The 13,445-nt window shown below is 61.0% G+C and carries 8 protein-coding genes and 1 pseudogene; 2 read left to right on the forward strand and 7 right to left on the reverse strand.

The genetic code is table 11. From position 1 onward, the window contains the following. The first annotated feature begins 132 nt into the window (after positions 1-132). Both ISN74_RS17085 and ISN74_RS17090 read left to right on the forward strand, forming a co-directional pair. On the forward strand, positions 133-1,296 hold the full coding sequence (locus tag ISN74_RS17085) for a phosphoglycerate kinase (RefSeq protein WP_425488856.1): 1,164 nt from the start codon (positions 133-135) through the stop codon (positions 1,294-1,296). Continuing rightward, entirely contained in the window at positions 1,296-1,928 is a 633-nt protein-coding gene (locus tag ISN74_RS17090) for an HAD hydrolase-like protein (RefSeq protein WP_188800360.1), read from the forward strand. The genes ISN74_RS17085 and ISN74_RS17090 overlap by 1 nt, the downstream gene beginning before the upstream one ends. A 149-nt stretch (positions 1,929-2,077) precedes the next feature. On the opposite strand, the gene ISN74_RS17095 is transcribed toward ISN74_RS17090, so the two are convergent. From ISN74_RS17095 to ISN74_RS17125, 7 genes and pseudogenes are all read right to left on the reverse strand, one after another. After that, positions 2,078-2,671, reverse strand: a complete 594-nt coding sequence (locus ISN74_RS17095) for an alpha-ketoglutarate-dependent dioxygenase AlkB (protein WP_188800361.1) — start codon at positions 2,669-2,671, stop codon at positions 2,078-2,080. A 27-nt stretch (positions 2,672-2,698) separates the two neighbouring features. Further along, complete coding sequence (locus tag ISN74_RS17100) at positions 2,699-5,776, reverse strand: error-prone DNA polymerase (protein ID WP_188800362.1); 3,078 nt, start codon at positions 5,774-5,776, stop codon at positions 2,699-2,701. Then, a complete protein-coding gene (locus tag ISN74_RS17105) occupies positions 5,773-7,173 on the reverse strand; it encodes a Y-family DNA polymerase (protein ID WP_188800363.1) in 1,401 nt (466 codons plus the stop codon). The genes ISN74_RS17100 and ISN74_RS17105 overlap by 4 nt, the downstream gene beginning before the upstream one ends. A gap of 427 nt (positions 7,174-7,600) precedes the next feature. Continuing rightward, a pseudogene (imuA, locus tag ISN74_RS17110) lies at positions 7,601-8,212 on the reverse strand (translesion DNA synthesis-associated protein ImuA); the annotation flags it as partial. Beyond that, positions 8,212-8,832, reverse strand: a complete 621-nt coding sequence (lexA, locus tag ISN74_RS17115; RefSeq protein WP_188800365.1) for a transcriptional repressor LexA — start codon at positions 8,830-8,832, stop codon at positions 8,212-8,214. The pseudogene imuA and the gene lexA, both read right to left, overlap by 1 nt. A gap of 100 nt (positions 8,833-8,932) precedes the next feature. Further along, positions 8,933-11,869 (reverse strand): ligand-binding sensor domain-containing diguanylate cyclase, encoded by a 2,937-nt coding sequence (locus tag ISN74_RS17120; protein WP_229679386.1) that lies wholly within the window; start codon positions 11,867-11,869, stop codon positions 8,933-8,935. A 244-nt stretch (positions 11,870-12,113) separates the two neighbouring features. Continuing rightward, on the reverse strand, positions 12,114-13,445 hold the full coding sequence (locus ISN74_RS17125; protein ID WP_188800367.1) for an APC family permease: 1,332 nt from the start codon (positions 13,443-13,445) through the stop codon (positions 12,114-12,116).

Consider the following 13,445-nt stretch of genomic DNA (forward strand, 5'->3'; position numbering starts at 1 on the left):
TCCTTACTGGATAGACCACAAGTGTAAATCCAGGTCGTTTGCATCGCTGCGATGCGGGCGGGAAAATACACGGTTCCGGCCTTGTGGCCGATCCCTCAAGTTGCCAGGAGTTTTCCCGTGACCGTCACCCGCATGAGCGACCTCGACCTGCGCGGCAAGCGCGTGCTGATCCGCGAAGACCTGAATGTGCCGATCGAGAATGGTCGTATCACTTCCACCCAGCGCCTGGATGCCTCGCTGCCGACCATCAAGGCCGCTCGCGACGCCGGTGCCAAGGTGATGGTGATATCGCATCTGGGTCGCCCCAAGGAAGGCCAGTTCGATGCGGAATCCTCGCTGGCCCCGGTCGCAAAATGGCTGGGCGAGCATCTGGGTTCGCCGGTGCGCCTGGTCGCCGATTACCTCGACGGCGTCGAGGTCGCCGAAGGTGAAGTGGTGGTACTGGAAAACTGCCGCATGAATGTCGGCGAAGGCAAGGACGACGAAGCGCTCTCGAAGAAATATGCAGCACTGTGCGACGTTTTCGTGATGGACGCTTTCGGCACCGCGCATCGTGCGCAGGCCTCCACGCATGGCGTCATCAAGTTCGCACCGATCGCCGCCGCCGGTCCGTTGCTGTGCGATGAGCTGGATGCGCTCGGCAAGGCGCTGGAACATCCCGCCCATCCGCTGCTCGCCATCGTGGCCGGTTCCAAGGTTTCCACCAAGCTCACCCTGTTGGAGAACCTGATCGGCAAGGTGGATCAATTGATTGTCGGCGGCGGCATCGCCAACACCTTTATTGCTGCCGCCGGTCACTCGGTCGGCAACTCGCTATACGAACCGGATCTGATCCCTGCCGCCAAGAAAGTGCTGGCCGATGCCAAGCGCCGTGGCGCCGCTGTTCCGATGCCGGTGGACGTGGTGGTGGCACCGGAGTTCTCAGCGCACGCATCTGCCAGCGTCAAACCGATGGATCAGGTGAAAGAAGACGAGATGATCCTCGACATCGGTCCGGAGACCGCCAAGCTCTATGCCGAGCTGATCGCCAAGGCCGGCACGGTCGTGTGGAACGGCCCGGTGGGTGTGTTCGAATTCGACGCGTTCGGCAAAGGCACCGAAGTGCTGGCGCACGCCGTGGCCGATTCCAAGGCATTCTCGATCGCCGGTGGCGGTGACACGCTGGCCGCCGTGGACAAATACGGCATCGCAGACAAGGTTTCCTACATCTCTACCGGTGGCGGCGCGTTCCTGGAATTCCTGGAAGGCAAGGAACTGCCGGCAGTCACCGCACTCAAGGCGCGCGCGGCAAAGTAATGCTTTGCCTATTCGACCTTGACGGCACGCTGATCGATTCGGAATTGGGCGTTACCGCCTGCATCCGGCACGCGCTGACCCGACTCGACGTCTCAACGCCCGCCGATCTGCGCGAGTGGATCGGCCCGCCGCTACGGCAAAGTTTTGCACCGTTGCTGGATCACGACGAAACACGCATCGAAGCGGCCGTGCACTATTATCACGAGCGCTTCACCGAACTGGGCTGGCGCGAATACGCCATCTATCCCGGCATCGCGGACATGATCGCCAGCCTGCAAACGGCCGGCCATCAGCTCGCCATCGTCACCAGCAAACCGCATCGGCATGCACAGCCGATCGTCGATGAACTGCCCTTCGGCAATCATTTCGAGAAGCTTTACGGGCCGCATCCGTCCAGCTCGCATAGCGAGAAAGCATCCATGATTGCCGCGGCGCTGGCGGATTTCGGCGCGTCACCCAAACAGACCATCATGATTGGCGATCGGCGTTACGACATGGAAGGTGCGGTCGCCAATGGCGTAGCGGGTGTTGGCGTGTTGTGGGGGTTTGGTAGCCGCGAAGAATTGGAAGAAGCTGGGGCGCATGCGGTGATTGAGCATCCGGAGCGGTTGGGTGCTTTGTTGGCGGTTTGAATCAATAGGTCCCAACCCAAGCGTCGAATTTTGATCTTGCCTTACCGTCGTCCCGGCGCAGGCCGGGACCCAGTGACTTTTCCACACCAAAGACGCTGGGTCCCGGCCTGCGCCGGGACGACGGGTGAATTTACGGCGTAACTGAAACCCTACCACCCATCCTCACTCCACCCCGGCCTCACCCGAAACGCCACACTAATCCTGGGCCCTACCGGATACCGCAACTTCGGAATCCCATGGTCGTAGTTCAACTGCGCATTCCATCCCATCAACAGCAAGCTGCCTGCTTCCAGCTCCAGCTCGGTCTTCAAATGCGGTGGCGTCTTACGACGAATCACCATGGTTCGCGTCGCACCCAGCGATAGCAAGACAATCGGTTGATGCGGCACCAGTTCGTGCAGTTTGTCGTTATGCGGCGCCACGCTGTCGTGTTCGTCGCGATAGAAATTCAGGCCGATGCTGTTGAAGGGTGCACGGAACTGCGCTTTGGCGATGCCAAGCGCGGCGCCAAGCACTTTGGGTAAGGATGGATCGTCAGCGGCATAGTGGCCGTGCAGACGCGGCACACCGACCATGCGCTCGTACATCATGCGCGAACTTTCATGCCAATCGACGCCTTGCAGTAAAGCCGCAAACCAGCTGGCTGCCAAATCAGGTGCGATCACGCCTGGCTGATATGTAATCGGTCCGGTTGTTTCATCGGCAATCCTTTGCACATTCGGTTCAAAAAGCAACGCTTGCATAATCTGCCCCGCCGTTGAGCAACCACTTCAATGAAAATCCCGTGAGCGCGCATCCAGTTCGCTAAGCATGCCGCTGACATCATGCAAGCGCCGCGCAATCAGATGGCTGACACCATCGACAGCTTCCCATCGCCCTTCGACTGCCAGCAGACGTGCTTCCAGATAAGGTCCGCGCTGCTGTTGCGCGACGTGATTCCAAACCACAACATTCACGTAACCGAATTCGTCTTCGATGGTGATGAAAGTGACGCCGCTGGCTGTCTGGGGGCGCTGCCGCTGGGTGACCAGGCCAACGGTGCGCACCCGCGTTTCATGCGGAAGCTGCTGCAGGCTGCGCGAATCGATGAAACGCGCGGCGTGCAGGCGGCGGCGCAGCAACTTCAGCGGATGCGCACCGAGCGTAAGCCCGCTGTGAGCGTAATCGGCCATCAGGTTTTCCACCGGCGTGGGCAACGGCAAGACGATGTCTTGCTCGCGTGGACTTTCACGACCGAACAGCGGTAGTTGTGATTCCACGCCAGAGGTCAGCCACAAGGCACGATGACGATGCCCTGCCAGCCCGCGCAGCACACCCGCGTCGGCCAGCAAATCCTGATGCCGCGCATCCAGGTTGGCGCGCGTGCAGAGATCTACCACATCGCTGAATGGCTGCATCTTGCGCGCATTCGCGATTCGCTGCGCCACCTCTTCGCTACAGCCGCGTAATTGCCGCAGGCCAAGTCGTAGCGCCAACTCGCCCTCACTGCGCGGATCGCTTTCCAGCGTGCAATCCCATTCGCTATAACGCACATCCATCGGCAGTACGCGAACGCCGTGCCGCTGCAAGTCCTGCACGATCTGGCTTGCGCTGTAGAAGCCCATCGGCTGCGCATTGAGTAAGGCACAGGCATACGCAGCCGGCTCATGGCATTTCAACCAGCTGCTGACATAGGCGAGGTTGGCAAAGCTGGCGGCGTGGCTTTCCGGGAAGCCGTAACTGCCGAAGCCTTTGATCTGCTCGAAAATCTGCGCAGCGAATTCAGCGCTGAGATTATTTTTCAGCATGCCGCGGGTCAGTTTCTCCCGATGCACCTCCATGTCACCATGACGCTTCCATGCGGCCATCGAGCGACGCAGCTGGTCCGCTTCACCTGGCGTATAGTCGGCCGCCACCACGGCCAGCCTCATCACCTGTTCCTGAAACAGCGGCACGCCCTTGGTGCGTTCGAGCACGGGCCGCAACGCTTCAGACGGATATTCGATAGGTTCCTCACCATGACGCCGCCGCAGATAAGGATGCACCATGCCACCCTGGATCGGTCCCGGACGCACGATGGCGATCTGGATCACCAGATCGTAGTAATCAGCCGGCCTTAGCCGCGGCAGCATCGACATCTGCGCACGGCTTTCAATTTGGAACACGCCAATGGTGTCGGCGCGCCGGATCATTTCGTAGGTACGTTTGTCGTCGTGTTCGATCGTGGCAATCGTCCATCTCTTGCCACGATGCTCATCCACCATGTCAAAACACTTGCGTAGACAGGTCAGCATACCCAGGGCAAGACAATCGACCTTCAGCAGCCCCATGGTGTCCAGATCATCCTTGTCCCACTGGATGATGGTGCGATCAGCCATGGCTGCGTTTTCCACCGGCACCAGTTCGTGCAGCGGCGCATTGGCGATGACAAAGCCTCCGACATGCTGACTCAGATGTCGCGGCATGCCGATCAGCTGTGCAGTCAGCCACAACACCTTGTGCAGCACGGGAGCATCCGGATCGAAACCCTGCTCACGTAGCTGTGCATCCAGCGACTCCTCGCCATCCCACCACGCCAGGATGCGGCTGAGCTTTTCGATCTGGTCTTCCGGGAGATCCAGCGCCTTTGCCACGTCACGCACGGCGCTCTTTCCACGATAGCTGATGACCGTCGCGGCCAGCGCAGCGCGCGTACGACCGTATTTACGGTAGATGTATTGGATGACTTCCTCACGCCGCTCGTGCTCGAAGTCGATGTCGATATCCGGTGGCTCGTTGCGCTCCTCGGAAATAAAGCGCTCTACCAGCAGATCGACTTTCTCCGGATCAGCATGCATCACACCAAGCGTGTAGCAGACGATGGAGTTGGCGGCCGAGCCACGTCCCTGACACAAGATGCCTTCGCCTTGAGCGAAATGCACAATGTCGTACACGGTAAGGAAATACGCTGCGTAGTTTTTCGTTTCGATCAAACGCAGTTCGGTCTCGATTTTCTTCTTGATGTCGTCACGCACGCCGTTCGGCCAGCGCCACGCCACACCTTTGACGACCAACTCACGCAACCACTGCATCGGGGTATAGCCGTCCGGCACCAGTTCGGCTGGGTATTCGTATTTCAACTCGCTCAAATGAAAGCTACAGCGCCGGGCAACGCGCACGCTCTCGGCCAACCAGGCCTCCGGATAGATACTCTGCAATACGGAGCGACGGCGAAGATGGCGTTCGCCGTTGCGAAACAGCACGGCGCCGGCTTCGGCAAGCCTCAGGCGATGACGGATGGCGGTCATCGTATGCTGCAGCGGCAATCGGCGCCGCACATGCATGTGTACGTCGCCGGCAGCCACCCGTGGCAATTGCAGGCGTTCGCCCAAGCTGTCCAGTTCGGTGATCCGTGCGTCGTCATCCACATCACGGTGCAACTCCACTGCCAGCCATGCGCGGGAATCGAACGTACGCTTCACCCATGCACCCTGCTCCGGATCCGGTTCACGCTCTGGTATCCACAACACCAGCGTGCCGGGCGCACCGCCTTCGAGATCCGACCGGAACAGGCGATAGCTGCCTTTGGTCGAGGCACGCCGCCCTTGCGTGATCAGGCGGCACAGCGAGATGTAACCCTGCTTCGTTTCCGCCAGCAGCACCAGCTTGGGGCCATCGGAAAGCTGAATCTCCGTACCGACGATCAACGGCAGCTTCGTATCGCGAGATGCTTCCAACGCGCGCACGATGCCGGCAAGCGAACACTCATCCGTGATCGCCAGGGCGGTATAACCACACTCGTTAGCACGCTCGAACAATTCGCGCGCGCTGGATGCGCCGCGCTGGAACGAGAAATCAGAAAGGCAATGCAGTTCGGCGTAGTCCGTCATGCGAACCACCCGTGCAGCATCCAGCCAGATCGTTCACCCGGTGCGCAGAATGCCCAGGCACGCTGTCCCATCGAGGTCTCGACGACGTAATAATCACGTCGCGCATCACCGCCATCCCACCAGCCGGTTTCCAGTCGTTCCGGACCTGAAATTACACGCAACGCACCACGCAATGGCATTGGCCGCGTCAACAACCAGGTGGGCCGTGGACGCGGTTCGAGCAGTACATCGTCCTGCACGGCCACGCGCTGTGAATGTTCGGGACGTGGATCGGCGGTGGCACCCCATCGATACACGGCACCATCGCCAAGCCGCGCGCGCAGACGTTCGCGCAGTTGTTCGAAAGGCAGGGCATGCGCAGGTCGCTCATCGAACAGGTCACGACCGGTCGGCGCGAAGGTAGGTAAATCATCGGCCATCAAGCGCAGGGCAAGCACCGGTGCAGGCAATGACACTTGCTCCAGACGCCCGCGCGCAGCATCGAACAGCACATCAGCATCGCGCTCCGGCGAAAGCATGCCGACGGAGACATCCGTCGCAGCGAGATCACGATGCACGAGCTTCAAGACAAACCGTTGCACACCACCGTCGCGGCCAGACAGGTACGCGGCGAGATCGCCGGTCATACGTTTCAGCGGGAAAACCAGCGCGGCCAGATTTTCCACTTCGTGCGAAAGCTCGATGATCCAGTCCACGGCATCGGGCGGCACATACAGATCGAGCCCGGCAGGCAGATCACCGGTCAGACGATCCATCGCCTGTAGCAGTTCGGCACCAAAGCGGCGCTGCAAACCATCGCGCGGCATGCGCAGGAGTTGTCCGAGACGACGCACACCCATGCGTGGCAATGCGTCCACCGCCCGTGCCGGCAAACGGCTCTTGCCCAGGGGGACGTCATCGAGCAGGCGCCGCATGCTTTCGTGACTGAGCGCTGTTTGTCCGTCGCTAACGCCTGCCATGACATAAGCGCCGTGTGGTGTCGGTGCAGCAGCGATGCGGTAACGAAAGCCCAACGCGGTTATATCCTCGCGCAGGCGCTGCTCCATCACTAACCACGATCCGAACAAGCTTTGGCTCTTGCTGACTTCAAGCACGATGGCATGCGGCAACAGCGCTACCTGTGAGCTGTAGCGATAGGCCACGCTGGCGAGAAATTGTTGCCAGCGCGCAACATCGGCTGCGTCGTAAGGAGCGGCTTCGAACTGTGCCAGTAGCGCCTGTGCTGCTGTCAGGCGCTGACCGATGCGCAAACCCGCTGCGTGAGCAGACGCATTGACCGCCACCACGACGCGCGCGTTGACCGGACCATCCACCAGCACCAGCGGACTGTTATCGGCGCGGCGGCGGAGGACACCATCCAGTGCCAATTGCGGCAGCAGCAAGCAGGCCCAGAGCATTTAGGGATGCTCTGGATGGGCCTGCGCAGGCGTCACCGTGGCTGTCCGTTCGCAGACCACAGGACCATCGGCGAAGGCAGACTGGCCGTCTGTCGAGACGATGGGCCGAAGGGATGCGGACGGACAGCCACGGCCACTACGTATTGAAATTAAAAATGACGGGGTGATTTCCAGGAGGCTCGCAGGCTGCGTCGCGTGGCTTGAAAAGGCACCCGGCTTTCCCTGTGCCACGCAACACAGCCTGCGAGCCTCCTGGAAATCATGCCGCCTACGCAGACCCATCCAGAGCATCCCTAAGCCCTCACGCGGCCGGCTTCTTTCGCAAAGGATTCCCGTGAAGGCCGAAATCCACAGCGCCATGCATACGCTGATGAACCGCATGCACAGCTGCCAATGGACTCCGGCCTTCACCGGGAAGACGTTGAACACGGTCGAAAGGAATCGCTTGCGCTGGCGCGTTGCCGCCGCGGCATTTGCGTATCCAGATGGAAGTGAGTGGCGCATCCGCCAGCTCCAGCCGCAATGAAGCCGGCGAGGCATTGGCCAGATGCCTGCGATCACGGAACACGAACGCCAACGCGCGTCCCGCATCCGCCGCTACTTGCAAGCGGCGCAGGCTGCGATCGTCCGCTTGCTGCGGCCACGCGAGCACCGCCGCGCAGCTGCCGGAGCGCAGGCATTGCTCCGTCGCCCACAGCACATGCTTTTCGTCAGCGTCGACGATTTCCAGCTGCTGCAGGTTCACGCCTTGCTGCCGCCAGCCCATGGCACACGGCGCATAAGGCGGCGCAATCAACACGACAGGACGTTTGCTCTGTGTGAGGCGCGCCAGGGTTGGCAGCACCAAGTGCAATTCACCGATGCCGTCGGCCGGTAGCAGGATTTCCGTCAATGCGGCGTCCGGCCAACCGCGCGTCGGCAACGCCGCATCAAGTGCTGCCCAGCCGGTCGGCTGCTCACCTTCCACCAGCGGCGCGGCGCGTCCGCGCCAGACTTGCCGGGCATCCAGCAGATTTGATAGGGCGACTACGGCGCCCATCAAACGCCTCTCACCAGACCTGCAAACAATCCTTCGATCGCAAAGTCTTCGGTGGGATCCGGATCAATCGGTTGATAACCGGGACTGTTGGGCAGCAGGCGGATCACATCGCCCTGCCAGTACAGACGTTTGATAGTGAAACGCTCACCTTCTACGCGCGCTGCCACCACTTGTCCGTGGCGTGCAACCGGTGTGGCATGCACGGCAACCAGATCGCCGTCGAGAATGCCTTCATCGCGCATCGAATCACCGATCACGCGCACCAGATAATCCGGCTGCAGGCGAAACAGCCAGCGCGACACATGCAAGCTGCGCTCGATCCGCGACTCGGAAAAGATCGGCTCGCCCGCCGCGATCCGGCCGATCAACGGCAGCTCCAGCGTGTCGGCCGCGAGCGGGTCGGATTCCTGTATCAGGCGGATGCCACGCGTCCGGTTGGGCTCGATCACCAGCCGGCCCTTCGCCTCCAGCGAGCGCACATGCTTGAGCACCGCGCTGACATTGGGCAAACCCATCGCCTGGCCGATTTCCTCCAGCGTGGGCGCTTCGCCGTCACGTTCCAGGCGAGCCCGGATGAAGGCGAGGATGTTGGACTGGCGGCTGGTGAGCTGGAGGGTCATGGCCAGTCTATTTTCACCTTTTTTGGTGAAAATGAAATACCCGGCAAGACACAAAAAATATCAAAGAATAATCAGATACTTACCGATCCACTGGCATCCGCTACAGCCTATCGGCCGGACTGACGGGTGACGATTCCCCCATCACGACACGATTGCGTCCGCCGGTTTTGGCACGGTAGAGCGCCGCATCGGCACGCCGAACCAGATCCACACCGATGCGGTCGCCTGGATTTAGCCACGTCACGCCGATCGAGCAGGTGATATGCAATGTCGCGCCTTCAACGCTGATCGGATTGCCAGCAATGGCTTGGCGGAATGCTTCGAAGGGCACCGGATCATCTGGCATCGTGCCCGGCAGCACGGCCAGAAATTCTTCGCCACCGCAGCGGCCGAGAGTGGCTTCGGCCGGCAATGCTTTGCGCAGATGCGAAGCGACTTCGATCAACACCGCGTCGCCAGCCAGATGACCGTGGTGATCATTGATGTCTTTGAAGAGATCGAGATCGATCAGCGCCAAGGCCAGCGGTTGGCCACATGCCTGCGCATCGACAACGGCCTTGGCAAGTATCTCGAAGATACGAGCCCGATTGGGCAAGCCGGTCAATGTGTCGTGGTTGGCCTGATGCCACAGGGCGACACGCGTTTCCTCCAGCGCCCTCTTGTCCACTTCCAGTTCGTGCGTGCGCTGCGCTACCAGTTGTTCGAGCTTGCGTGCACGTGCATGTAAATGCCGCGTGCGCAGCAACCAGGTCAACGCTATGCCCAGCACCAGCAGCAGACATCCACCCACGATCGCCGGCGTTCGCCGCCACCACGGCGGCACGATGGTCAACGGCAATTGCACGACAGGCGATAGCTGACCGCTGTCTGGATCGTAGGCGGCGACTTCAAATACAAAGTCGCCGGGCGGGAGCGGCGGATAGTCGATCTGCGTCCGATCCGAGTTCACCCATTGCTGTTCGAGGCCTCGCAGCCGATAGCGGAATTGCAAATTGCTGCGCGTGGGGGCACCTACGGTAGCGAGGTGCACAGTCAGCGCTTTCGCCGGTGCGAAATCGAAGCGGTAACTGGATGATGATACTTGCGGCACACCGCCGAGGATCAGCTCGCTGATAACGACTCGCAATGATTCAGACGCCACCAGCGAGGCAGGATCCAGAATGTGTGAGATGCCGTTACTGGTGCCGATCCATACCGAACCGTCCGCATCTTCAAAAAAAGCATATTCGGCGACGTCGTCCCAGATCAATCCATCGTCTTCGGTCAGGCGACGCCAGCGCTGGCCATTGAAGAACTCCACACCATCGGTGCCACCGATCCACAGCCAGCCACGCCGGTCATGTCGGATGAAGTAGATGCGCGAGTTGTCGAGAAGATCATTGTCGACGTGCTGCAGGCTCAAGCTTTTGCCATCTGTGACGCGGCCATGCCACAGACCATCGAAATCACCGCTCAGATAAAAATCGCCGCTGGAAAGCACATCCAGGTGCTTAAAGCCGACATCGGACGGCGTGCCCGTGACACGGATATGCGTCCACCGGCCATGGTCAAAAAGGAACAGTCCGGCGTCACCGGTGAACCAGATTCGGCCCTGCGTATCTTCTTTTGCATCTTTGAATACGCTGTCGGGAACCACGCCTTCGCCAGCACGTTGGAATGTGTGGCCGTCATAGACATACAGCCCGCGCTCCGTGCAAAACCACTCCCGCCCCTGACTATCGAAAAACGCGGCGGGAACATAAGCCGGCGAATGAGCAAGTTCTTCGGTTCCACCATCGCTGACGCGATAACGCAGCAGCTCGCCCGAATAGTAGGTGGCGAGCATGTCGCCATTAGGCAACGCGTGCAGCGCGATGGTTTCCTGTGCCAGTGGCGGCGCCTTCAAGGGCCAGCGCGCAAGACGCGTGGCGCCGGGCGCCAGTACGCTGCCGCCTAGTTCGTCACCCAGCCACAACGTGCCATCACTGGCGCGTGCGAGGGACCAAGTCGGGCTGCTATCCAGGCCTTGCGCGATCTGCCAGCTCTGAATCTGATCGTAGCCGCGCCATTGCAGCACGCCACGCCCGTAAGTACCGATCCACAGCACGTGGTCGCGGTCGTACAACAGCGCATCGATGCCGATATCAGGCAAACCATTGCTGGCGTCGAAGATGCTCCAACTGCGGCCATCCCAGCGAGCCAGACCATTGTTGGCACGAGTGAGCAAGCGTCCCTGATCATCCTCGACCATGTCCAGATAAGCCGTCACTACGCGTGCACCCGACAGATCGTGATTGGCAAACGTGTTGCTGCCAGGCGCCAGCGTGCGGATGTGAAGAGGGCTACGAGCCCATAAAGTACCGTCGCGGGCAAGAAGGTAAGAAGTCCAGGTGTCTGGCGGAATACCCTGACCTTCGCCCCACACCTGCAAATGATCGCCGGTCAGCTGGCAGAGGGATTTGCCACAGCCGAACCACAACGTGTGTCCCTCGGCAAATACGCTGTTGATATCGGCAAGCGCTGGCGTCACACGCCATGCCGCGTCGTCGAAGCGTGGTTGCATGCGCCACCCTGCTCCGTCGGGCTCGATCACCCACAGCCGGTGCTCACTCACTGCGTACAAACGGCCGTCCAGATCAGCAAGCGTGGCACCCGGATCGATCTGCAGCGGATGCGGTTGGCCTGCGGCCAGCGCAAAGCGTTCGCCATCGCCTACATAGAGTCCGGTACGCGTGCCCACCCACAGTCGGCCCGAGCCATCCTGATGCAGGGCATCAATAAAACTGCCGCGCAAGCCGTTCGAAGCACCGATGCGCTGGAATTCGTGGCCGTCAAAACGAAACAGCCCATACTCTGTGCAGGTGTAGACGAAACCTCGGCGATCTTGCAGCAGACAGTTGTCTTCCAGACTTCCCAGTCCCTGAGCCTGGGTGAACGAGGCAAGGCTGGCAGCCTGTCCATGCGCGAGCGACATCAGGCCCAGTGCGACCACCGCAGCGACCATAGCCGTCAAGGCGCGCCAGCGATGCCGTGATCCATCCATCAAGCCATCTGACACTGCCTTCAACGCGCGAGCCCCTGTTCGCTTTACGCTGCCAATCCCGACATCCCCGTTACTGATCCACACACGCACCGCGCCAGTGCAGGCAAAGCTTGATGCAAGTCAGCAACCACCCTTTTCAGCCGAATCCATCATAAGGCAATACGAATCGGCGCACTTGAAGCACGCTAAGACACACCTACGGCAGGCCACCGATACATCCGGCGATTTCACGCCCCGGCCGGAAAAGGGATTCTCTGGATCAGGCAGCGCGGCGCCTTTCCCACCACTGCCAAAGCCCATACACCGGCACGCCACAGGCGATGATCACCAGGCTCATGCCGGCATCGCCGGGCGTATCGATGGCCGTGGCGACGATCACACCCAGTACGGTGCAAACGAAGATAAAAGGCAGCGCCGGATACAGCGGCACCCGGTACGGCAGTGGCTGATCGGCGAAACGACGGCGGTACCAGAACAGCGTCGCGATGCCGAACGCATGGCCAAGCCACTCACCCACCGTGGTGTAGTTCAGCAGCTGACCGAAAGTACCGGACAAAGTCAGCACGATGGCCCAGATGCCCAGCACAGCCAACGCCACTTGCGGAGCACGCCAGCGCGAATCGATCTGGCCGACCGCGCGGAAGAACATGCGATCGGCACCCATCGTCTGCAACACACGCGCACCGCCGGCAATGGCAATGCTGCAATAGCCGAAGGTGGAACAGGCAATGCCGATGGCCATGACGGTAGCGCCGTGCGCACCGAATACGTGGCTCATCACATCGGCTGCCGGTGCGATGCTCGCCGCCAGTCCCGCGTGCCCGAGGCCGACCAGATACGCGATATTCACCAACAGATAGCACAACACCACGCCGATCATGCCCAGCGCCAGCGCACGCGGCAGCGTTCGCTGCGGGTCGCGCACTTCGCCAGCCATATCGTTGAGGTAATGAAAGCCGCCATAGGCGAACAGCACCGGCAACAAGGCGCCGATCCACGCACCGGGCGGCACCGGATGCGCCGTATCCACTTCCGCGATGCTGCCCAGATGTCCGTGCGCCAACGCCAATCCCACCACGATCAGCATGGTGATCGCCGCCAGCTTCAGCACAGTGAACAGGTTCTGCATCCACGCGCCCGCACGGATACCGAAGAAATTCACGCCGACGATGAAGGCGATCGCCCCCACCGCCAGCGGCTTCACCCACAAGCCCGGTAGGCCCGCCGCACGGCAAGCGTAATCGGCGAAAGTGGTGGCTACGGCCGCTACGCTGCCCGGATAGTTGATCAGGGCCATGGTCCAGCCGAACAGGAAGGCTGGCAGCGGACCAAAGGCCTCGCGCAGATAGATGTAGATACCGCCCGCCTGCGGCCGCCTCGCACCGAGTTCGGCGTAGCAGAGCACACCCGCCAGCGTGAGCAGGCCACCTATCGCCCACAAGGCCAGCACGGGCAAGCCGGACGAGGTGCGCTCGGCCACGGTGGCCGGCGTGCGGAAGATACCGCCGCCGATCACGCCGCCAATGACAATCGCCGCGCCGTCCCAGACGCCGAGCCGCCGAAGATAGGAGTTGGAGTTGGTTTCGGTCAT

This window comes from Dyella caseinilytica (genome assembly GCF_016865235.1).
Taxonomy (GTDB): Bacteria; Pseudomonadota; Gammaproteobacteria; order Xanthomonadales; family Rhodanobacteraceae; genus Dyella_B; species Dyella_B caseinilytica.